Origin of the sequence: Pseudoalteromonas sp. 2CM36K (assembly GCF_023161865.1) — a bacterium.
Taxonomy (GTDB): Bacteria; Pseudomonadota; Gammaproteobacteria; order Enterobacterales; family Alteromonadaceae; genus Pseudoalteromonas; species Pseudoalteromonas tetraodonis.
Window position 1 is genome coordinate 31,957 of record NZ_JALNTK010000026.1, and the last position, 22,705, is coordinate 54,661.

The 22,705-nt window shown below is 40.7% G+C and carries 16 protein-coding genes and 1 pseudogene; 4 read left to right on the forward strand and 13 right to left on the reverse strand.

Annotated elements, in window-relative coordinates; genetic code table 11:
• The first annotated feature begins 26 nt into the window (after positions 1–26).
• Genes panB through MTN97_RS15360 form a run of 3 tightly spaced genes read left to right on the forward strand, consistent with a single transcriptional unit; the run spans position 27 to position 1,939 of the window.
• Positions 27–821 carry a 3-methyl-2-oxobutanoate hydroxymethyltransferase gene (panB, locus tag MTN97_RS15350; protein ID WP_036981459.1) on the forward strand — a complete coding sequence of 265 codons (795 nt, stop codon included), beginning with the start codon at positions 27–29 and terminating at the stop codon, positions 819–821.
• The gene (panC, locus tag MTN97_RS15355; protein ID WP_138626321.1) at positions 821–1,669 is read left to right on the forward strand and encodes a pantoate--beta-alanine ligase; all 849 of its coding nucleotides are present in this window, start codon (positions 821–823) and stop codon (positions 1,667–1,669) included. Before panB ends, panC begins: the two co-directional genes overlap by 1 nt.
• A 30-nt stretch (positions 1,670–1,699) precedes the next feature.
• Positions 1,700–1,939 carry a hypothetical protein gene (locus MTN97_RS15360; protein WP_036981457.1) on the forward strand — a complete coding sequence of 80 codons (240 nt, stop codon included), beginning with the start codon at positions 1,700–1,702 and terminating at the stop codon, positions 1,937–1,939.
• 68 nt (positions 1,940–2,007) lie between these two features.
• Here MTN97_RS15360 and MTN97_RS15365 read toward each other — a convergent pair whose 3' ends face one another.
• The 11 genes from MTN97_RS15365 to MTN97_RS15415 all read right to left on the reverse strand — a co-directional run bounded on the left by MTN97_RS15365 (position 2,008) and on the right by MTN97_RS15415 (position 15,279).
• Positions 2,008–2,976, reverse strand: a complete 969-nt coding sequence (locus MTN97_RS15365; RefSeq protein ID WP_013465745.1) for a PstS family phosphate ABC transporter substrate-binding protein — start codon at positions 2,974–2,976, stop codon at positions 2,008–2,010.
• Positions 2,977–3,055: 79 nt separating this feature from the next.
• A complete protein-coding gene (gene phoR / locus MTN97_RS15370) occupies positions 3,056–4,402 on the reverse strand; it encodes a phosphate regulon sensor histidine kinase PhoR (RefSeq protein WP_248474803.1) in 1,347 nt (448 codons plus the stop codon).
• A 93-nt stretch (positions 4,403–4,495) separates the two neighbouring features.
• Positions 4,496–5,185: a phosphate regulon transcriptional regulator PhoB gene (gene phoB, locus MTN97_RS15375; RefSeq protein ID WP_013465747.1), complete on the reverse strand. Its 690-nt coding sequence runs from the start codon at positions 5,183–5,185 to the stop codon at positions 4,496–4,498.
• Between the two features lie 618 nt (positions 5,186–5,803).
• Positions 5,804–6,868, reverse strand: a complete 1,065-nt coding sequence (fba, locus tag MTN97_RS15380; protein ID WP_008111197.1) for a class II fructose-bisphosphate aldolase — start codon at positions 6,866–6,868, stop codon at positions 5,804–5,806.
• Between the two features lie 211 nt (positions 6,869–7,079).
• Entirely contained in the window at positions 7,080–8,255 is a 1,176-nt protein-coding gene (locus tag MTN97_RS15385) for a phosphoglycerate kinase (RefSeq protein WP_248474804.1), read from the reverse strand.
• A gap of 343 nt (positions 8,256–8,598) precedes the next feature.
• The gene (epd, locus tag MTN97_RS15390) at positions 8,599–9,612 is read right to left on the reverse strand and encodes an erythrose-4-phosphate dehydrogenase (protein ID WP_036981451.1); all 1,014 of its coding nucleotides are present in this window, start codon (positions 9,610–9,612) and stop codon (positions 8,599–8,601) included.
• 183 nt (positions 9,613–9,795) lie between these two features.
• Positions 9,796–10,542 carry an SIMPL domain-containing protein gene (locus tag MTN97_RS15395; protein WP_248474805.1) on the reverse strand — a complete coding sequence of 249 codons (747 nt, stop codon included), beginning with the start codon at positions 10,540–10,542 and terminating at the stop codon, positions 9,796–9,798.
• 130 nt (positions 10,543–10,672) lie between these two features.
• Positions 10,673–11,296 (reverse strand): 3'-5' exonuclease, encoded by a 624-nt coding sequence (locus MTN97_RS15400; RefSeq protein ID WP_069440146.1) that lies wholly within the window; start codon positions 11,294–11,296, stop codon positions 10,673–10,675.
• 5 nt (positions 11,297–11,301) lie between these two features.
• Positions 11,302–13,140: a DUF294 nucleotidyltransferase-like domain-containing protein gene (locus MTN97_RS15405; RefSeq protein WP_248474806.1), complete on the reverse strand. Its 1,839-nt coding sequence runs from the start codon at positions 13,138–13,140 to the stop codon at positions 11,302–11,304.
• Positions 13,141–13,280: 140 nt separating this feature from the next.
• A complete protein-coding gene (locus tag MTN97_RS15410) occupies positions 13,281–15,005 on the reverse strand; it encodes a sodium:solute symporter family protein (RefSeq protein ID WP_036981444.1) in 1,725 nt (574 codons plus the stop codon).
• Positions 15,006–15,015: 10 nt separating this feature from the next.
• Positions 15,016–15,279 (reverse strand): DUF4212 domain-containing protein, encoded by a 264-nt coding sequence (locus tag MTN97_RS15415; protein ID WP_008464847.1) that lies wholly within the window; start codon positions 15,277–15,279, stop codon positions 15,016–15,018.
• A 461-nt stretch (positions 15,280–15,740) separates the two neighbouring features.
• Between MTN97_RS15415 and MTN97_RS15420 the strand changes: the two genes are divergently transcribed.
• Positions 15,741–19,181: a PAS-domain containing protein gene (locus MTN97_RS15420; RefSeq protein WP_248474807.1), complete on the forward strand. Its 3,441-nt coding sequence runs from the start codon at positions 15,741–15,743 to the stop codon at positions 19,179–19,181.
• Positions 19,182–19,230: 49 nt separating this feature from the next.
• Here MTN97_RS15420 and MTN97_RS15425 read toward each other — a convergent pair whose 3' ends face one another.
• Positions 19,231–21,837: a DUF2339 domain-containing protein gene (locus MTN97_RS15425; protein WP_248474808.1), complete on the reverse strand. Its 2,607-nt coding sequence runs from the start codon at positions 21,835–21,837 to the stop codon at positions 19,231–19,233.
• A gap of 75 nt (positions 21,838–21,912) precedes the next feature.
• A pseudogene (locus tag MTN97_RS15430) lies at positions 21,913–22,629 on the reverse strand (GGDEF domain-containing protein); the annotation flags it as partial.
• Positions 22,630–22,705: the final 76 nt, after the last annotated feature.

A 22,705-nucleotide genomic window follows, 5' to 3' on the forward strand; every position in this document is an offset into this window, starting at 1 on the left:
CTAAGGCCACTGTCTGCGAGAATATTATGTCTAAAATAACCGTTTCAACTTTGAATAAAATGAAGGCTGAAAGTAATAAAATCACTGCGTTAACAGCTTATGATGCCAGTTTTGCTAAGTTATTTCATGAGAATGGCGTTGAAGTTGTTTTAGTCGGTGATTCTTTGGGAATGGTATTACAAGGTGGCGATGACACACTCGCTGTAACAAACCAAGAAATTGCGTACCATACTCGCTGTGTTCGTGCTGGAAGCCGTGACCTATTTGTTATTGCCGACTTACCGTTTATGACCTATGCAAATCCAAATGATGCCTGTAAAAATGCCGCAGAGTTGATGCGCGCAGGTGCTAACATGATCAAGCTTGAAGGCGGTGAATGGTTACATGACAGCATTAAATCACTCACTCAACAAGGTATTCCGGTGTGTGGGCATTTAGGGCTTACGCCACAATCTGTGCACGTATTTGGTGGTTTTAAAATTCAAGGCCGTGAAGAAGTACAAGCACAAAAAATTATTGCCGATGCAAAAGCATTAGAGGCCGCGGGTGCTCAACTACTCGTGCTTGAGTGTATTCCAAGTGCCTTAGCAAAACGTATTACTGACTCATTAAGCATTCCGACTATAGGGATTGGTGCGGGCAATGTAACCGATGGTCAAATTTTGGTTATGCACGATTTAGTCGGCATTTCTGCAGGCTACATTCCTAAATTTTCAAAAAACTTTTTACTCGAAACAGGCAACATGCCTGCCGCTGTTAAAAAGTATTGTAACGATGTTAAAAGCGGCGTTTTTCCAAGCGCTGAACACGAGTTTAAATAATGCAGTCAATCACTGAAATTAAATCATTACGCAGTCAAATAAGAGCTTGGCGCCAAGCGGGTTTAAGTGTTGCACTAGTACCTACTATGGGTAACTTGCACCGCGGCCACTTTTCGTTGGTAGAAAAAGCAAAAACACTGGCCGACAAAGTCGTTGTTAGTATTTTTGTTAACCCGATGCAATTTGGTGCTAACGAAGATTTAGACAATTATCCGCGTACCTTAGATGCCGATAAACAAGGTTTAGCCGATCTTGAAACGGATATTTTGTTTATCCCCAGTGTAGAGGCTATTTACCCAAATGGCTTAGGGGTGCAAAGTTTTGTTGATGTACCAGGTATTTCGATGGGCTATTGCGGCGGCTCACGTCCTGGTCATTTTAAAGGTGTAGCAACAGTTGTCACTAAACTATTTAACTTAGTCCAACCTGATTACGCCTGCTTTGGTGAAAAAGACTTTCAACAGCTGCAAGTTGTTAAAACAATGGCCCGTGATTTGTCGATACCAGTAGAAATTATTGGTGTGCCAACGATACGTGAAGTTAGCGGCCTTGCCATGAGCTCACGCAATGGGTATTTATCAAGTGATGAAAAGCAAACCGCTACGATTTTATTCAATACTTTAAATCACTGTGCGCAGCAACTAAAAAGCGGAAATAAAGCGTTTGCTACTCTTGAAGCTGATGCTAAAGCGACTTTAGAAAGCGCAGGGCTAAAACCAGATTATTTTTCGATAGCTCAACGAGATACATTAAAAGCTGCTACACTCGAAGATACACGATTTGTTATTTTAGCTGCCGCCTTTTTAGGAAGTGTTAGATTAATCGACAATATACAGGTTGAAGTTTAATACTGGTGTAGCCTCACTTTAAGGATAAGTATGAAAACTTTTATTAAAACTAGCCTCGTGGCTTTTTCGTTTGCAGTTCTTGCTGGCTGCCAGAGCCAAGCGGGTAATCCTGCACTTAATCAATGTGCTCAGCAAAGTTATCAATGCGAAACCAGCTGTGAACAACAAACAACCACCGACAGCCTTAAGTCACAGGTTTGCTCATCTAAGTGCATCGAAGCGTATAATCAATGCAAAGTACAAGCTGAAAACTTAAGTAAAGCTGACTAATATCAATCGGCATAAATTGTAAACCAAAAAAAACCGCTCATTTGAGCGGTTTTTTAATTATTAGCGGTTTATTTTAAGCCTAACTTTTTCAACTCAACTTCAACTAGCTTTGCAGAAAGTGGCACATAACCATCTTTTTCTACAATTTTTTGACCTTCTTGCGAAAGTACCATCTTTAAAAACTCAGCTTCAACTGGGCCAAGTGGCTTATTTGGGTGTTTATTTACATAAACATATAAGAAACGTGAAAGTGGGTATTTACCTTGAGCTACGTTTTCAAGCGTGGCATCTACAAAGTTAGTACCTTTTTTAGATAACGGAACAGTGCGCACACCCGATGTTTTATAACCAATGCCAGAATAACCAATGGCATTTAGTGATGCTGAAATTGACTGTACAACAGAAGCTGAACCCGGTTGCTCGTTCACGTTATTACGAAAATCGCCTTTACATAAGGCTTTCTTTTTAAAGTAACCGTAAGTCCCTGATACTGAGTTACGTCCATATAATTGCACGTCTTTTGCAGCCCAATCACCTTCTAGACCAACATCACTCCAGCGGTTTACTTGCTCTGGTGCGCCACATTTACGTGTTGATGAGAAAATAGCATCGATTTGGTCAATACGTAGCCCTTCAATTGGGTTATCTTTATGAACAAATACCGCTAATGCATCAATTGCTACACGTACTTGTGTTGGCTTATAACCATAGCGCTTTTCAAATGCTTCAATTTCTTTCGACTTCATAGCACGGCTCATTGGACCTAAATTTGCCGTACCTTCTGTTAGTGCTGGTGGCGCAGTAGACGAACCTGCCGCTTGAATTTGAATATTTACATTTGGGTAAATACGCTTATATTCTTCAGCCCAAAAGGTCATCATGTTGGCTAACGTATCAGACCCTACCGATGAAAAGTTACCTGATACACCGCTAATTTTTTGATACTCAGGCATACCGTCTTCTAATGCTACTGCTTGCGCAGATACAAATGTTGTAACAGCCACACCCATTGCGGCAACTAAGTTTTTAAATTTCATTTTGGGGTTCTCCAGTTTGTTCGTCCCATTTCCTAACTGCGGTTCACTCTAAAGTGAGTACATGACAATGGTGTGACTCTTAAATGACACTTTTATGACTAGCAGTATTACTCGTCACTAATGGCGGAATAGAGATCAACCTATCGCTTGAAAACGCAAAAGAAAAACAGGAACCTTTACCCAGTTCACTGCTAATTTTTAATTGGCTACCATGGCGAGTAAGTACATGTTTAGTAATTGCTAAGCCTAATCCTGAGCCACCTGTGGTGCGGCTTCTGGCTTTATCGACCCGATAAAAACGCTCAGTTAAGCGATTTATATGCTCTGGTGCAATACCATCACCATTATCGATAACACTAAAACATGCCTGTGCATTGTTGCGCTGCCAACACACCTCAATTTTACCACCTGGCTTAGTATAATGAATGGCATTAAATACTAAGTTTGAAAAAGCACTTCTGAGCTCATCCTCAGCACCGGTAATATCAAGTGACGCATCAATATTAAAAATAAGTTGATGGCCTTTATCTTGATTTATAGACTGTGCTTCAGTTTCAATCAGTTTTAGCAATTGCGGTACATTTACTGCCTTATCATTACTGTGACGTTTTGCGCCTTCAATACGTGATAACGAAAGTAACTGGTTCACTAAACTATCCATGCGTTTACATTGTTCTAGCATGGTAGTTTGTGCCTTATTCCACATTGCAGGCGGAGGGAGCGAATCACTGTCGAGCATTTCAAGGTAGCCGGTAACAACCGTTAAAGGGGTTCTGAGCTCATGAGAGACATTAGCAACAAAGTCTTTACGCATCTGCTCAAGCTGCTTTAAACGGGTTACATCACGTACTACCACCAATAACTGAGTGTTAGCATAAGGCATCACCCTAAACTCAAGTACTTGTTCTACACTGTGGCCACTTTCAAGCTCCAGTGCATCACTAAACTCTTTACGGTGCATATATTTAGCAAATTTAGGATCGCGAATGAGGTTATCTAAACGCTGACCATGATCAACCGGCCATTGTAACCCTAACACTTTGAGTGCAAGTTGATTACACCACACAATTGATAAATCGTTTTGCAATACAACAACGGCATCAGGCACCGCCTCAGCACCGTCACGAAAACGGCGTATCAGCTCTGCCAGTTCGTTACGCTTTTTACGATTACGATGTTGCAGCTGATAGATGCCTTCAAATACTTGCTCCCACGACCCTTCACCTTCTGGTGGGTTAAAACTGTGCTGGTTATGCAGCCAATCACTTAACCGATAAAGTTGATGGTAATGCCACATAAGTAGCGAAAAAGCGCCCAAAAACAACATCAAAAATGGGGCATCAATAAGCACCCCAATTAAAAGTAAAGGTATAAAATAGACAAACAGCCGCTTTGCTAGCGCCTGCTTGTTAATAACTCGATACATACACGCTCTTTACCTTATAAACGCTAGCAGACAAGTTGACTGAACTAGGTTAATAGATTGCTACTTAACTAAGTAAGCTTAATTGTAAGCACACTATAGTTTACTCGAAAAGCGATAACCAGCTCCGCGTACCGTTTGTACTAAGCGGTCATGTCCAAGCGTAGCAATCGCTTTACGCAAGCGACGAATATGAACATCTACGGTTCTGTCTTCAACATACACATTCGTGCCCCATACATGATCAAGCAGTTGCTCACGGCTGTAAACACGCTCTGGATGGGTCATAAAAAAGTGTAACAGTCTAAATTCGGTTGGCCCCATATCAAGCTCACTGCCCCCTGAGGTAACACGATGCGAAATAGGGTCCAAGCGCAGGCCATGCACTTCAATTGCTTCTTCTAAAGAGGTAGGTGCTACTCGGCGAATAACTGCTTTAATACGCGCCATTAACTCTTTAGGTGAAAACGGCTTAGTAACGTAATCATCAGCGCCCACTTCTAAACCGCGTATTTTGTCTTCTTCTTCGCCGCGAGCAGTCAGCATAATGATAGGGATTTGGCGTGTGTGTTCATTTTGTTTGAATTTTTTAGCAATTTGAATTCCACTACCACCAGGTAGCATCCAATCGAGTAACACCATATCTGGATAAGGTTCAACCATTGCGGCTATTGCAGAATCATAATCTTCTGCCTCAATGGCTTGAAAGCCATTTTGTTCTAAAACAAAAACCAACATTTCCCTGATAGGTGCTTCGTCATCAACGACTAATACTTTACGTGACATTCCAATTTATCTCTTAGGCTATTGAGTAGGTTTCATTATTATGACTAAGTATGACATTTTTATTAAAGTGTAACGTCTAAATTAAAATGAAACTAAAAAAAACACAAAATAGTAACAAAAAATTGAATATGTCATATTTTTATCATCTTGAGCAGTAAATAAAAAAGTGGTTTGCAGTAAAGTGAGTCGTTATTAAAGGCCTATTTATGATATTAACTTGGGATCATCAAATTACTAACTAGCAGCTATTTTTAGGCTTAATAATAAAAGTCGGCACCTATTTAGATCAGGTTTATTATGATCTTAAATACAAGGATCAGAGTTTTATTAAGCAGATCCCTTTTCGGATCACTATTTTACCCACTAACAAAGCTAAACCAATGATTTACTGTGTGATTTTTATCCATTTATTATGATATTCGACACTTAAAAGTACAAAATGCGTCACTTTAAGCCCTTCACTTAGTAAAGTAATGATCCCAGATATGACAAGTTAGTAATCGAGTGATCCCAAATTAATAACTAGGTAAAATACTGATCCCCCACAGATCAAAAAAGCCAGAGCGTAAGCAACTGGCTTTTTATAATGAGTGCGAGAGTATCGCCGTTATTGGCTCATTATTTTATTTTTGGATTTAACTCACCGCTTAAGTATTTAAGGTGCATTTCATCCAATGAAATTGGCTTAATTTTACTTGCTTGACCCGCAGTACCAAACGCTTCGTAACGGGCAATACAAATGTCAGTCATTGCTTGTGTTGCAGCGGCTAAGAACTTACGTGGGTCGAAGTTCGATGGGTTCATTGCCAAATGACGACGAATCGCACCGGTAGACGCTAAACGTAAGTCAGTATCAATGTTTACCTTACGCACACCGTATTTAATACCTTCAACAATTTGCTCAACTGGCACACCGTATGTTTCAGGAATTTCGCCACCGTATTGGTTAATCACTTCTAACCACTCTTGTGGTACAGAAGACGAGCCATGCATTACTAAGTGCGTGTTTGGAATACGCGCATGAATTTCTTTAATACGATCAATCGCTAAAATATCGTCGGTTGGTGGACGCGTAAATTTGTAGGCACCGTGTGATGTACCACAGGCAATAGCCAGCGCATCAACATGGGTTTTATTTACAAAATCTGCCGCTTCTTCTGGATTCGTTAGCATTTGCTCTGTGGTAAGTTTACCCTCAGCGCCAACGCCGTCTTCTTCACCCGCTTCACCGGTTTCAAGTGAACCTAATACACCTAGCTCACCCTCTACAGATACGCCACATGCATGTGCCATTTCAACTGTTTTACGTGTTACATCAACGTTGTAATCGTAGCTTGACGGAGTTTTGCCATCGCTCATTAACGAGCCATCCATCATTACTGATGAAAAACCTAACTGAATTGAACGCTGACATACACCCGGTGATGTACCGTGATCCTGATGCATAACCACGGGGATATGTGGCCATTCTTCAACTGCCGCTAAAATCATATGACGAATAAAAGGTGCACCGGCATACGCACGTGCGCCCGCAGAACCTTGCACAATAACAGGGCTGTTTGTTTTATCAGCCGCTTCCATAATTGCGCGCATTTGCTCTTGGTTATTTACATTAAACGCGGGTACACCGTAACCATGCTCAGCGGCATGATCCAGAAGTTGTCGCATACTGATTAAAGCCATTGGGTATTCTCCAATTTATCGATAGTCATTAAACTATCTAGTTTGAACGGATTTGTTAGTTTGGTGCAATAACTACACCTCGAACCTTAAAGCTCAATGCCTAAAATTCGAATTAAATAACTAATAAATAAAAGTGAGAGGTATTTATCAGTTAAGTGTAGCAGATGCGGACACTCCACATCTGCCTAACGGCTAGCTAATACTTTACGTATTACTTAGCACGTGATTCTAGCATCACTACTGCAGGCAGTTTTTTACCTTCTAAAAACTCTAAGAAAGCACCACCACCGGTAGAAATATACGAAACTTTGTCACTAATGCCGTACTTGTCAATTGCTGCTAAAGTGTCACCACCACCTGCAATTGAAAACGCTTTTGAATCAGCAATCGCTTGGGCAATGGCACGTGTACCATTACCGAACTGATCAAATTCAAAAACACCCACTGGGCCATTCCATACAACGGTGCCCGCATTAGCAATAATTTTTGCAAGTTTGTTTGCTGTATCAGGACCAATATCAAAAATCATATCGTCGCTGGTAACTTCGCTTACATCTTTAAGTGTTGCTACAGCTGATTCTGAGAATTCATTACCCACAACAACATCTGTCGGTACCGGAATTTCACCCTTGTTAGCTTTTGCTGCTGCACATAAGCGATTAGCTTCGTCCATTAAGTCAGCCTCAAAAAGGGACTTACCTACAGGGTAACCTGCAGCTGCAATAAAGGTATTAGCAATACCGCCACCCGTAACAAGCTGGTCAACAGTTTTAGACAATGAATCAAGTACGGTTAACTTAGTTGACACTTTAGAGCCACCCACAATCGCCACTAATGGGCGTGCTGGGTTATCAAGCGCTTTGCCTAGCGCTTCAAGTTCAGCCGATAATAATGGACCGGCACACGCTACATCAGCAAATAAACCTACACCATGCGTTGATGCTTGTGCCCGATGCGCAGTACCAAAGGCATCCATTACGTACACGTCACATAATGCAGCGAGTTGCTTTGATAAGGTTTCGTCGTCTTTTTTCTCGCCTTTATTAAAACGCACGTTTTCAAAAACAACGACTTCGTTATCTGCAACATCAACGCCGTTTAGATAATCTTTTTCTAGGCGAACTGTTTGCTCAAGTGCATCATTTAAGTAATCGACAACCGGAGCCAATGAAAACTCTTCTTCGTATTGCCCTTCCGTAGGACGGCCAAGGTGTGACATAACCATCACTTTCGCGCCTTTCTCTAACGCTAGTTTGATAGTAGGTAACGCAGCGCGAATACGTGCATCTGACGTCACTTTACCTGCTTTAACGGGTACATTTAAATCTTCACGAATTAATACGCGTTTGCCGTTTAAATCTAAATCTGCCATTTTAATGACCGACATGAACATCTCCTTAGTTAACGATACTAAACCTAGGGTCTGTTGACCTTTCAAGGTTGAATTTGCAGCTGCCTGTTTGGTATTTAGGCAAGGCAGAGCCTATGTGGTATTTAGGCAAGGCAGAGCCTATGTGGTGTGGTTATTCCCCATAAATAGGCGATAACGCAGCATCAATGCCAAACAGGCGCTGCCCAAAGGGTTCTACCTAGGGGCAATCAACTCTTTGTTGCTCGGTTTTTACTTAGCCCACTAGGTTACAAACCTCGCGCCGCGATTAAATTGCCCTTAGTTTGAACAAATATTAATCCGCAAAGGTCAACAGACCCTTACAAATACGTTTAAAATATTACTTAAATGCCATCATAGCACGCGCGGTATCGAGCATGCGATTCGCAAATCCCCACTCGTTATCACACCAAACTAATAACTTTATCAGTCGTTTATGACTAACACGTGTCTGTGTGCCATCTATGATACAAGAATGTGGGTCATGATTAAAATCAACCGATACCAATGGCTCTTCGGTGTAACTTAAAATACCTTCAAGGCGGTCTTTAGCTTGTGCTTTAAGGGCATTATTAACCGCACTTAAATCTACATCTGCATTAACCGTGACACTTAAATCCATCGCCGTCACATTAATGGTCGGTACACGGACCGCAATGGCCTCAAAGCGACCTTTAAATTTGGGTAAAATACGATCTATACCACGAGCTAATTTTGTATCTACAGGAATAATAGACTGGCTGGCGGCACGCGTACGGCGTAAATCATGATGATACGCATCAATTACTTGCTGATCGTTCATTGATGCATGAATAGTCGTAATAGCACCTGATTCAATGCCAAAGGCATCATCGAGTACTTTAATAACAGGAACAACGCAGTTGGTGGTACACGAGCCATTAGAGACAATAGTATGCTCGCTTTTAAGCTCATCGTCATTAATACCGTAAACAATAGTGGCATCAACATCATTATCCGCAGGATGTGAAAACAACACTTTTTTAGCGCCTGCGGCAATATGTAACTGTGCGTGCTCACGTGAGTGGTAAACCCCCGTACATTCAAGCACCACGTCAACATCTAACGTTTGCCACGGTAATTCAACTGGATTTTGTTCACAAAATAACGCAATAGTGTCATCAGCTACGCTAATGGTGTCTTCACCTAGTTTAACTGGAAAAGCAAAACGACCATGAGAGGTGTCGTATTTTAATAAATGGGCAATAGCTTCAGGGTCGGCTAATTCGTTAATTGCAACAATTTTGATCTCGTCGCTTAAGCCTGATTCGTATAGTGCACGGACAATATTTCGACCAATACGACCAAAACCATTAATTGCAAGTTTGATTGCCATGAAATATAAAATCCACTCTAGTTACGTACAGAGAAAGGCAGCGTCGCCTTTTAGATGGCGGTATTGTAATCGACCTTGCTTGTGATTATAAGAGCCAAGCATTAGAAACTTTAAATTAACGTCATAATCAACACACACTGCACTTTTACTTTTAGTCCTGCTAGTGGGTATTTGCACTGTTTGCTATTTTAGTTTTAAATCAAACACCACCTTTATTGATGCTTTAACGCTTATTGTTGCGCCTAAATATTGCTGCTGCATAAATGGATTCTCGTTATTACTAGCAACCACGCTATTTCTATTGCTAGATAAAATAATGTGCTTAACACCGCCCGCGTCATAATCGTAATCTGAGCTGCCGGAATTTGCACTGATACTGTAAACGTTGCCAAGTTCAGCGCCAAAAGCTTGAGCGAGCTTATTTCCCTTCGCTTTTGCGTTATCGATTGCTAATTGTGTTGCTTCTGCCTCTAACTGATTAACTTTAGAGGATAAACCATTAATTTTTTCGATATTGTCTATTTTTAAGCTTTGAGCAAAATTAATAAATTCATCGACTTTTTTAATATCTTTTAATGTGACTTTAACTGTTTTCAGGGCTAAATACTTATCGCCTGAAACAGTCCCAGATTCTGTACCAATCATAGTGTATACCTTGCTTTTTAAACCCGATATATAAACATCGTTTTGGTCAAAACCGTATTTGTCTGATTGTTCAAGTAGCAAGCTAATCCGGTCATCAAGCTCACGTTTAGCCTCAAGGAATGTAGCTTCAGTGCTTTTTACTTCAAATATAATTTGAGCCATATCAGGCTCAACAAATACCTCAGCTGACCCCTGCACTGCAATGTGACGATTAGCTGGCACGCTTGAATGAGCAAAAGTAATAAGAGGGAATAAGGTAATAAAAATAGCGATGATAAGTTTCATATTCGTTCCTTGAATTCATAATAAATCACACGTTCCCATAGTTATACAAATAAAAACAAAAGTAAACTGCCTCAGTAATCTAGTATTTATGTATTCTTTATAGGTTGGGTTTCGCTTCGCTCTGCCCAACTTACGTTAACTCGCCTACTTTGAGCTCCTTACCGGCGCTTATCTGATGGCATTGGGCTAATAACAACTCAGCAGTGGCTTGTGCATCGGTAAGGGCGTGATGACAATGATAGCTTGGTAAGTCGTAGCGTTTACGGCATTCATTAAGAGTTAAATCGTCTAATTTTATATCTGAGCTATGTTTTAGCAGACGCTTTTTTTCTATTTGTAAGGTGTCGATAATCAACTTGGGGCGCTGGGTGATCCCTGCATTTTTTAGTGCTAACTTTAAAAAACCCCAATCGAGCATGGCATTATGAAATACTAAAATACAGTCACTAAAGTGAGCGCTTAAAGACGTTAAAATGCTTTGTAGACTTTGCCCTTGTGCCACCGAGTCAGTACTAATGCCATGAAAAACGGGGCTCTGCTCTAAACTTTTCACCTCTTTATTAACCAAATGCTGCGACTGACTGTTTTTGATACATTCGTTATCAATCAGTACCCAAGCAACCGAGACAATTTCATGTTGTTTAGGAGCAAGCCCTGTTAATTCCAAATCAATTACTAAATAACGTTGCTTTAAAGCACTTTGCACGAGCAAATGACGGCGCTTTAAATAACGAGTAATAAGCTGCTTAACCATTGTTGTTACAAACTCCCACGCGAAAATTTAAACGCCGCGCCTTGCTGCGCTTGTTTTACTAGGTAAAAAGCTTCTTTAAGCTGATGACGCTCTAACGAATTGAGCTTATCTGGGTTTATACAATTGCTGGGTAACCCCTCTTCGTTTATTTGTGTGCGCAGCCGAAGCTGAGTTAAAAATCGCCAACAATCTTTTAAATTATAAATATCTTCTTTGCTTAACAATGAATACTTTAATAAGGCGTCTAATCGCTCTTGGGTGTTAGCACGACGGATGCCTACTTTTAATGCATACAACCTTGCCAGATCGTTAATGATCACCACCCCGCGCTTTTTAAGATCGATGTACTTGTGGTGTTGCTCTGTTTTTTCGGTTTTAAAGTTATTGAATAAACCAATCGGCGCGCTGTTGGTATTCACATCGCTGGCCATTGCCGCATAAAAAAGATCGTTGCGAGAAATATGAGTTAACTCTTCACAAAACTGGCTATAAAGCGTGGTTGATCCTTCAATAAAACGCAGATCAAAAAATATTTTACAGTTGAGCATTGCCTGGGGTCTGGGGCTGGTGATCCACTTTAAAAACTTCGCCCGCCAATCACTGACACTCATTCGACACGCATCACTGCTGGCCATAATGTTACCAGGGCAACGACGAATACCGCATTCAACTAAGTTTTCACATACAAATTCACCCATTTGTTTAAAGTACGCGTGCTGCTCATCGTTTAGACCATCGGGTAATAACAAGCCATTATCTTGATCAGAATGCAGTGTTTGCTCTTCGCGCGCTTGAGAGCCAAAACAAATAAAGCTAAAGCTCGTTGGTGCAACACCATGTTGTTGTTGAAATAAAAATATTAGCCGCGAGGTTAGCGCATCAGTTAAACCGCTGAGTAGTTTTCCAATCAGTGAAATATCATCAATATTATTAGAAAACCCCTTTAATAACTCAGGAATTTCTTTAGCGTAACGCTTTAAATCAGCGACATTATGCGCTTTATAAATACGGCCAATGAGCTGGACAGGGTCGCTTTTTTGTTGGCGTAGTAAGTCTGTACTAGTGATCATACCTAGCGGTTTATGATTTTCATCAAGCACAGGTAAATGATGAATATTATGCTTGAGCATTAAGTGTAGCGCTGAAAACACACGATTATTTTCAAATATAAACTTAGGCTTATTGGTCATAATACTATTGATAGCTTGCGCGGGGTCCACCTCATCAGCAAGCACTCGATTACGTAAATCACGGTCAGTAACCACCCCAACAAGGTGCGAGTTTTCGGTGATCATGATTGAAGAAACCCCATGCTCTTGCATTTTTTTAGCACTATGACGGATGCTGGCATCGGGGGGCAGCGTTATCGCTTTGCGAGTCATGATCTCTGATATTTTACGCTCAGACCAGCTGTCGTTGTTGCTCTTATAATGCGATGACAGTAATCGATTTGCATGTGCACGGACAAAATATTGCTCAAAGGCTTTATATTCTCGGCGTAAATAATCAAAATGCGTTTGGTCGAGCATATACACTATGCCCTCTTTTTGTACTTCTAAGCTATTTTGTATTGCATCTCCCGTTAATAAAGAGGGGTAACCAAAGTAATCACCTTGAGTTAAACGCGTTACCGTATCGCCTTTGGCATCGACTAAATCGTATAACCCAGAGCGGATTAAAAATAACTTAGGCTGTTCACTGTTAAGCCATTGCGTTTGGTTTTCTCGGGTCAAATAAATACTATCCAGATGGTTTACAAAATAACTGCAGGCGCTGTCTTGTAACATTGAAAATGGCGCTTGCTTGTTAATAAACTGCGCGACTTCCTGTTGCTCATTACTCATAAATCATCCTCAATAAAAAAGCGACTTAACCTGAAATATGGTTATTTAATATAGCGATTATTTAATGTAGTCATTATTTAAACAAATAAAAAGCCCGACTTAAGTCGGGCTTTGATGCGTTATATCATTAGCTATATGGATTAGTGAGCATGCGCTTCACTAGACCCTTTAGGATTACGAATGCCTTCAACCATTTCTTGGATTTCAATTGGTGTTGGTTGAGTCATTTTCATTACAACTGCCGCTACTGCAAAATTAATGATCATACCTACTAAACCAATCCCTTCAGGTGAAATACCTAAGAACCAATTTTCTGGGCTATTAAGCTCAGGGCTCACAAACTTGAAGTAGATGATGTATGCAGCAGTAAAGGTGATACCCGTTACCATGCCTGCAATTGCACCATGTTTATTCATTGATTTAGAGAAAATACCCATAATAATTGCAGGGAAGAAGCTCGCTGCCGCTAAGCCGAAGGCAAAGGCAACAACCGAGGCCACAAATCCTGGCGGGTTAATCCCAAAGTAGGCGGATATTACAATAGCAATCATCGCTGCTAACCTCGCTGCAAGTAATTCTTGCTTGTCGGTTATATCCGGTTTGAGTGTCCGTTTTAGCAAATCGTGCGATACTGAGGTTGAAATAACCAATAGTAAGCCCGCTGTAGTCGATAGTGCCGCGGCAATACCACCAGCAGCAACGAGTGCAATAACCCATGCTGGTAAGTCGGCAATTTCAGGGTTCGCTAGTACCATAATATCGCGGTCAACGTTTACTTCGTTCGCGCTATTAGGGTCAGTGATTTTACCTGATGTGTAAAACATTTTGCCGTCACCATTTTTATCATTAAAGGTAATTAGACCTGTACGTTCCCAGTTTTTAATCCAAGCTGGTGCATCTGCATACGCTGTGCCGCTACCGTCTTTACCATTAATGGTGTCAATCATGTTTACACGGGCAAACGAAGCTACTGCGGGTGCTGTTGTGTAAACAATAGCAATAAATACCAGTGTCCACGCCGCTGAAATACGTGTGTCCTTTACGCGAGGTACAGTGAAAAAGCGAACAATTACATGTGGTAAACCAGCAGTACCGACCATAAGAGCACCTGTGATTGCAAATACATCAATCATGCTCTTCGAGCCTTCAGTGTATTGACCAAAGCCCAACTCAGCACTTAAACCATCTAATTTATCCAATACATACATGCCTGAACCATCACTTAGCGTGGCACCAAACCCTGTTTGTGGGAAAAAGTGACCGGTTGCCATCATCGAGATGAAAATAGCCGGTACCAAATAAGCAAATACCAGTACACAGTACTGCGCAACTTGCGTGTAAGTAATGCCTTTCATGCCACCAAGTACAGCATAAAAGAAAACAATAATCATGCCGATGTAAACGCCGGTTTCAATTTCAACTTCTAAGAAACGAGAGAACACCACACCCACACCACGCATTTGACCCGCAATGTAAGTAAAACAAATAAAGATGGCACATAAAATAGCCACTAAACGCGCAGTACGTGAGTAGTAACGATCCCCGATAAAGTCTGGTACAGTAAACTTGCCGAATTTACGTAAGTAAGGCGCTAAACACATGGCCAGTAGTACATAACCACCCGTCCACCCCATTAAGTAAACACTACCGTCATAGCCAGCAAACGAAATAATACCTGCCATTGAAATAAATGACGCAGCACTCATCCAATCCGCAGCAGTTGCCATACCATTGGCTAGTGGAGGTACACCACCACCGGCAACATAGAATTCATTTGTTGACCCTGCACGAGCCCAGATTGCAATGCCGATATAAAGCGCAAAGCTTAAACCGACGATTATAAAAGTGAGTATTTGAACATCCATTGCTGAGCTCCTATTCGTCTACGCCATATTTTTTATCTAACGTATTCATTTTGAAAACGTACACAAAAATCAAAGCTACAAAGGTATAAATCGCGCCTTGCTGGGCGAACCAGAAGCCAAGTTTAAACCCAAAAAAACGTACTTCATTTAGTACATCTACAAGTAATATGCCAAAGCCAAAAGAGACCACAAACCATACCGCTAATAACTTAAACAGTAATGAAATGTTTTCTGCCCAATAAGCTTTTGCTTGTTCTTCATTTTTAAAAGCCATTTTTATTTTCCCCTTTAAACATCGCAAGATTACGATGGGTGGTTTTTTATATTCGTTAATCAATTTAGCAACGCTACTCAAATATTGAATTGCGACAATGGTCGTAACAATGTGTTAACGTTTTTGTAAACTGTAGGCGTTTAATTAGTAAACAACAAGTGAACTACTTTAATTTCAGTAAGTTAATTAATTTTTTTGCGAGATGTTTACGCCAATTTTTGAGTAAAGCGTGGGAATAAGACATTAGTCTAACCAAACAACCAATTTAAAATAAAACCTTAAAAATCAAATGGTTATTTTATTTATAGATAATATAAATAAAATATATACCCCTAACTTAATCCACAGCCAGGTATTGTAAATAACCAAACGGCCTCAAATGCCAACTGACGCTCGCATCTTGAAATAGTTTGGGTATAGTTATGGCAAATTATAAAAATATTCTACAAGGTTAAATAAACATGACGGCTGTACTACTCATTGTTGCCTTTGGCTACATAGGCGTGCTGTTTTGGCTGGCTAATTGGGGGGATAAAACCACGCCACTTGCCAAGCGTATTAGTCATCACCCGTTTGTGTATTCATTTGCACTAGGTATTTATTGCACTTCATGGACTTACTACGGCTCAGTAGGCACAGCAGCGACCAGTAGCTGGAGTTTTTTACCTATATTGTTAGGCCCCGCTTTATTGTTTTTTTTCGGTCAAGGCTTTTTACGTAAACTGGTACTGGTGAGTAAAAAACAAAATATCACCACTATTGCCGACTTTATTTCAGCCCGCTATGGTAAGCGTCAAACCACCGCCATTATGGTGACAATAATCGCCTTATTGGCCACCATTCCGTACATTGCATTGCAATTAAAAGCACTCAGCTCTAGCTTTTTACTCCTACAAAACAGCAATCAGATATCAGGAGATATTTTGGCGCTATCGGCCACGTTAATGATGGCGTTATTTGCTATATTTTTTGGTACGCGCAAAGTTGATGTAACCGAATATCGTTCAGGTTTAATGCTCGCTGTAGCGTTTGAATCTTTAGTTAAACTGTTTGCCTTAGCCGCCGTTGCTGGGCTTGCGATATACAGCTTATTTAATTTACCTACAGAGAGCTCTAGCCAAGTCGCCGAGTCTATTTGGATGTATTGGACACACTTTGACTTCTTTAGTTTTAATTTTATCGGCCAGTCACTTATGGCAGCAGCGGCTATTATTTGTTTGCCACGCCAATTTCATGTAACCGTGGTCGATAACCAAGATAAGCGCCATTTATTCACTGCGCGTTGGGCCTTTCCGCTGTATTTGCTATTAACAGCAGCAATGATTTTACCTATTGCCACCGCTGCGATTCACCCCGAAATAGGCCGCAGCTTATCACCAGACAGCTTTGTACTGGCACTGCCTATGTTGCACGATAATGCTTTTTTAACTACGTTTGTGTTTATTGGAGGGCTTTCAGCAGCTACAGCCATGATTGTTGTAGCCACATTAACGTTAAGTACCATGATCTCAAATGATGTGGTACTGCCGTTAATGTTACGTCGTAAATTTAAACGTAACTTAATTACCAGCAGCTATAAGTCTCGTATTTTACTGGTGCGTCGATTTACCATTGCTGGGGTGCTTATTTTAGCTTACTTCTATCAGCAATGGTTTGGTAATGGCAGTGCACTGGCTAGTATGGGATTGGTTGCTTTTTCATTGGTATCGCAACTATTGCCTGCCATTGTAGGTGGCTTATATTGGCGAAAAGGCCATGCCTATGGTGTCTATGCCGGGCTACTCGCTGGGGTTATTTGTTGGGTATTGTTTTTAATGTTGCCTATTTTAGATGCCCCCAACCCACTAGACAGTGAGTTACAACAAACCCTAATTACACGCGGTACACTTATCGCGTTGTTCGCCAATATTGGCTGTTACATTAGTTTTTCGCTAGGGGCTGAAGAGCGCTTAATCGATAAAATTCAAGCGGCTGCTTTTGTTAATCCAAAAGATCAGGCTATTTTATCGCGCCGATTAAATAAAAATGTAAAAGCCACGGTATACGACTTCAAAATACTGCTACAGACCTTTTTAGGCATTCAACGTAGCCAGCAAGTATTATCACACTATGCGCTTCATCACGACTTAAACGACAACAATGCTCACCCTCGCGCTGACTTTATTGCTTACTGCGAACGTGCACTTACTGGGGTATTAGGTGCCTCGTCGGCGCAAGCGCTTATTCATACCGTATCGTCGGGCAAACGCATGGCGTTTGAAGAGGTGGTAAACTTTTTTGATGAAACCACACAAGCACTGCAGTTTAATCAAAACTTATTGTTTACCTCGTTAGAGAACTTAAGCCATGGCCTATCCGTTGTTGATAAAGACCTAAACCTCGTGGCTTGGAATAAGCGCTACAGTGAAATGTTTAACTACCCCGAGGGCTTTTTACAAGTTGGCCAACCTATTGAGGAAATAATCCGGTATAACGCAGAGCGCGGTGAATGTGGCCCAGGTGAAATTGACCGTCATGTTGATAAGCGAGTTCAGCATTTAAAAAATGGTAGTTCACATCACTTTATTCGCCACCGTCGAAACGGCCAAGTGTATGAAATGATTGGTAACCCACTTCCTGATGGCGGATTTGTAACCAGTTTTTCTGATATTACTACTCACATTAGTACTCAAAATGCGCTAGAAGAAATTAATATGGACTTAGAAAACCGTATTGAAGCGCGCACCCAAGAAGTACAAACGATTAATAGTAATCTACAAGCACAAATAGATAGCCGCGTACAAACAGAGCAAGCACTTACTTTAGCCAAGCGCGAGGCAGAACAGGCTAATGATAGTAAAACTCGCTTTTTAGCATTGGCCAGTCACGATATTTTACAGCCATTAAATGCTGCACGTTTATACCTTGCCGCGATTGATGAAACACAACTAGACACCACGAATAAAAATAATTTTAATAAGCTTGGCGACAGTTTAGATTCAACTGTGCATTTAATGTCGGCCTTACTCGAAATTGCAAAATTAGAACAAGGCGCAATGACCCCAAGCCCACGTCACTTTTGTATTGACGATATTTTAGACCCTCTCAAAAGTGAATATGCCATTTTATCAAGCGATAAAGGACTGTCATTTACAGTGCGCTCAAATAAGCAAATAGTGCATAGTGACATTACCTACTTGCGCCGAATACTACAAAACTTGCTGTCTAATGCGATTAAATACACCGAAAATGGCCAAGTGCTAATTGCCTGCAGAAATCGTAAACACAGTTTACGCATAGAAGTATGGGATACAGGCCCAGGCATTAGCGATATTGAACAGGCAAAAATATTTAACGACTTTTACCGAATTGAAGCGGGCGACAATAAAGGCGTAGGCCTTGGTCTAGGGGTAGTTAAACGTATGGCTGATTTACTGAGCCTGCCGATTGATGTGGTTTCTTTACCTAATAAAGGCAGTCGATTTAGTATAGAAGTGCCTTATGGTGATGCGCAATTAGTGCAACAAAAACAAACAAATCAAAATATCGTAGACAACCGCGCTGCGATTAATATTATTGCCGTTGACGACGATCCTGAAAACTTATCCGCGATGGCCAGCTTATTGAAAAAATGGCGGGCAAATTACACCTTATTCGACAAAGTTGATGCTGTGTTAGCGTATGCTAAAGCGCATGCAGCGCCCGATGTTATTTTAATGGATTATCAATTAGGTAATGATTGGGATGGCATTACTTTAATTAAAACACTGCGAGAGACTTGGCAAAGCGACATTCCGGCAATTTTAATTACCGCGGTGCGTGACACAGAGCTAAAACAAACAACCAAAGCTGAAAATATTCATTACCTAAGTAAACCAGTAAAACCAGGTAAACTTAAGGCCCTGCTTAATCATAGTACTTAACCACCAATAAACGCTTAAGCCCAGTAAAGTACTGGGCTTAAAGCTATGCTTAATTGCTATAATTACGCTTTCTTAGTTTTTGGAACAACCAACTAAGCCCGACTAACGAAAGCCCTAAACCAATAAACGATAATGCCTTTAAAAGCCCAGTTAAATTAGCCATATCAATTAAAAATACTTTAACAATTACTGCACCAAGAACCCCCAAACCAACATTTTGTAATAATCGCAGCTGTTTTAAATGTCCGGCGATCACCACCAATGCGCCAAGTAATAACCAAATAACCGAATAGCTATATAGCTCGGCGTCACTGGTTGCCTTATCAAGGTAAATAAAGCCGCCTTGCCAATATTGGCGGATCAAGGTGTTGATAGCTAACAGGGCTAATAAACCAGACACACCGAGTGTAATTTGACTCAATTTAGCATTTAACGATTTAACTAAACTCGATAACCATAACGCCAGCAGGCTCGGGACGAACCAGATTAAAAGCAGCCAGTTAAATATTGGCGTTTCACCAACATAAAGACGCATTAATAACGGATTATCATCCAACGTTGTATTGATTAATAATAAGCCAGCTAACGCTGATAAAATCAAACCTGCAGTGCGGTATAACTTACCCAGCTGCCCTGCACTTTGCGCGCGATATAAATAAACGCAGCCTAAAGCAAGCAAGTTACAGCTGAGCAAAACTTGCTCATAAAAACTTAAAGAAACAAGCTGTGGGTAGTGCCCTACCAGTTGATAACTGGTTTCGGTTGTCACAAATAACGCTAAACAATGCAGTGCTGCCCCCTCTAACCATATTTTTAGTTTTGAAGTATTAAAACATTTAGCCGCTGCAAAAAATAACCCAATACACAGCGGGTAAACAACTAAGCTCCAATGCAAACCAAAGATAGTTAGATCATCATAACTAGGCGTCCACGGCGATAAGGTAAGGCGTAAAAGTAATGCCGCCACAAGGGCTTTTATTGGCCAGTGTGGCATAGCCACACTGTATTTTTTTATTAATAAGCTCAGCAGTAATACTTGAATAGCCAGTGCAATAGTAAGGCCGCTATCGCTGAGTAACATAGTAATTGCTAAAGTGATATTGGCGTTTGCTCCCACCCAATAACTAAAACGCTGCCATAAGGTTGTATTATTTTGCGTAAATTTAATTAACACCGCACTCATTAAACATAACAATACCGCCCAAAGTGGATAAGCGGTTGCTAAAGCCGTATTTGGGATCATCGCATACAAAGTGCCAACTAATGCAAACACGCTTAATGAAGCAAGCAAATGAAAAGCTAATCGTTTTGGGTATTTATTACCAAAATAGAGTCCATAGCCACTTAACCCCAGAGCAAGTAATAAGCCTAGCCCGTATTCGTTTTTAAAAATAAATAACGCATCATCAAAGGTATAAGTTTGTTTAGCACTGATCACTAATAACAGCGCAATCATTAAAGAGACTCCTTGCCATGCATCCCAACGACTATTTTTTAGCACTAAAAATAGAAGTAAAGCGATGCTTAACAATGCCACTACTTGCCACTGTAAATTAAACACACTCAACAACATGGCAATCATTAAAGGCGCCATAAAGGCCAGTAATAACCCGTGATCTGGAAATAAATTCACTAATCGTTTAAAGCTGTGCGGGCGTGCTTCAAGGGTGTTGAAGGTTAATCCTAAGCGTGCAATAGCGATTAACCCTAAAATACTTAATAACGCAAAAGCACCTATTAACCACACTGTGTCGTAGTTAAATAAAGTGAGTCCAACCAAGTACCAACCAATATGCCCTGCCCATAATAAATACCACAGCCAAACGCGCTTTACTTTATGTGCCACTACTGTCGCAGCAACACTCACAAGGGCAACATAAATAAGCAAAGAAAATAACTGCCCGCTGCCCGTATTCACCCAAACAGGGACACTGTATGCGCCTATAATGCCAATTACAGCAAGTAAAGGACCTAACTTAATCGCCATTGCACTGGCGCACAAAGCAATCACTGCTAAGCCAATAAATGCCCACTCAGCACTTAGCATGCTAAAGCTGTTATAGGCCAAAAACATTAAGGCAAAGCAAGTCATAAAGCCGCCACTAGCCAGGGCTGCAGGAATGTAATTATTAAAGCCTTCAAAAACGATACGTTTATAATGTAAATAATACGCTGCGGCGATTAAGCCAATGCCAAATAATCCACCGGCACTGAGCCTCATTGCAGGTGAAAGTAGCCCAGCCTCTAAACTGTATTTTGCTAAAAATACGCCACCTAAAGCCAAAGCAATAGCACCAATCCAGGTCATCCAATTTTGCTCAAAGCCTGCACGTAATTGTTTAAAAAGCAGTGCAATACTCGATGGCTTTTTAGTTATAGTTTTACGAGCTGATGTAGCTTTAATGCTGGTTGGCTTATAAACAGCGGCTGGAATATCTGAGCTGTGTAGAGGTTTTACATTATCTATTTGAGGATCAGCGGGAGATTTTTCATTTATTGCTGCATTTGCGTTTAACTCAAACTGAAATAGTTTTAGTTTTAATGCGGCAACCTCTTGTTTAAGGGAGTTCAATTGCACTAAGGCTACTAACCCACATATGGCACCTACAACAATAACAATAGATATAATAATTGCTAATCCGATTAACTCATCCATACAATTCCTTTTTATCTCGCAACAAGAGTTCCCAAAAATAGCACAAGCGCAGTCTATTTCATAAAATTACGATGTTTAAGCAAACTCAAGGCGATCACGGCCTGCTTTTTTAGCGCGGTATAATGCTTGATCAGCACGTTTCATTACATTATCAAAGGTCTGGTCGCTTGTACGATGTGCAATACCGATACTGACCGTTAAAGAACGCTGATTTTGTACTGTAATAGTGCGAGCAGTCTCTAGGATAGTCTGCGAGAAGTTAAGTACTTCATCAAGCTCATAACTAGGCAGGTAAGCGGCGAATTCCTCCCCCCCTATGCGAGCAAAAATATTTTCATCTTTAAAAAGACGATTCACTTTATCAGCAAACTGTTTAAGCACCTTATCGCCCACATCGTGGCCATAATCATCATTAATACGTTTAAAATGGTCGAGATCTATAATTAAAACAGTGTAAGGATTATTAACAACCCCCTTCACATGCTGATAAAAGCAGCGACGGTTATACACTTTGGTTAAATCATCCATAATAAATTCTTGCGCCAAGCGGGTGTGCATTCGCTGCATAAAGTGCATGGTTTTAAATAAACCATAAGCGGTAATTAGCATACCTAATGTGCGACATAAGTCTTCTACGTAATTACTTATCCAAAAAGGCTGACGTATCACTTCATCGAGCACATCGGCAGTAGAGCCTACAATCCATAGCATTAAACCGATACTGACATATAAATACGCTTTTTTAGCTAACCGTGAACATTGCACTACAAAAAAAATAGCAAAAATCACCAGTGACTACTCACCGCCTTATCAGGCGATGCTTCTTATTTCGTTAGCCGTTGCTCGGTAGTATCGAGACTTACGCAGC

Excerpts from the sequence above, each read along its gene's own strand:
- panB (WP_036981459.1), top strand. The coding sequence starts at position 27 with ATGTCTAAAATAACCGTTTCAACTTTGAATAAAATGAAGGCTGAAAGT.
- panC (WP_138626321.1), top strand. The coding sequence starts at position 821 with ATGCAGTCAATCACTGAAATTAAATCATTACGCAGTCAAATAAGAGCT.
- MTN97_RS15360 (WP_036981457.1), top strand. The coding sequence starts at position 1,700 with ATGAAAACTTTTATTAAAACTAGCCTCGTGGCTTTTTCGTTTGCAGTT.
- MTN97_RS15365 (WP_013465745.1), bottom strand. The coding sequence starts at position 2,976 with ATGAAATTTAAAAACTTAGTTGCCGCAATGGGTGTGGCTGTTACAACA.
- phoR (WP_248474803.1), bottom strand. The coding sequence starts at position 4,402 with ATGTATCGAGTTATTAACAAGCAGGCGCTAGCAAAGCGGCTGTTTGTC.
- phoB (WP_013465747.1), bottom strand. The coding sequence starts at position 5,185 with ATGTCACGTAAAGTATTAGTCGTTGATGACGAAGCACCTATCAGGGAA.
- fba (WP_008111197.1), bottom strand. The coding sequence starts at position 6,868 with ATGGCTTTAATCAGTATGCGACAACTTCTGGATCATGCCGCTGAGCAT.
- MTN97_RS15385 (WP_248474804.1), bottom strand. The coding sequence starts at position 8,255 with ATGTCGGTCATTAAAATGGCAGATTTAGATTTAAACGGCAAACGCGTA.
- epd (WP_036981451.1), bottom strand. The coding sequence starts at position 9,612 with ATGGCAATCAAACTTGCAATTAATGGTTTTGGTCGTATTGGTCGAAAT.
- MTN97_RS15395 (WP_248474805.1), bottom strand. The coding sequence starts at position 10,542 with ATGAAACTTATCATCGCTATTTTTATTACCTTATTCCCTCTTATTACT.
- MTN97_RS15400 (WP_069440146.1), bottom strand. The coding sequence starts at position 11,296 with ATGGTTAAGCAGCTTATTACTCGTTATTTAAAGCGCCGTCATTTGCTC.
- MTN97_RS15405 (WP_248474806.1), bottom strand. The coding sequence starts at position 13,140 with ATGAGTAATGAGCAACAGGAAGTCGCGCAGTTTATTAACAAGCAAGCG.
- MTN97_RS15410 (WP_036981444.1), bottom strand. The coding sequence starts at position 15,005 with ATGGATGTTCAAATACTCACTTTTATAATCGTCGGTTTAAGCTTTGCG.
- MTN97_RS15415 (WP_008464847.1), bottom strand. The coding sequence starts at position 15,279 with ATGGCTTTTAAAAATGAAGAACAAGCAAAAGCTTATTGGGCAGAAAAC.
- MTN97_RS15420 (WP_248474807.1), top strand. The coding sequence starts at position 15,741 with ATGACGGCTGTACTACTCATTGTTGCCTTTGGCTACATAGGCGTGCTG.
- MTN97_RS15425 (WP_248474808.1), bottom strand. The coding sequence starts at position 21,837 with ATGGATGAGTTAATCGGATTAGCAATTATTATATCTATTGTTATTGTT.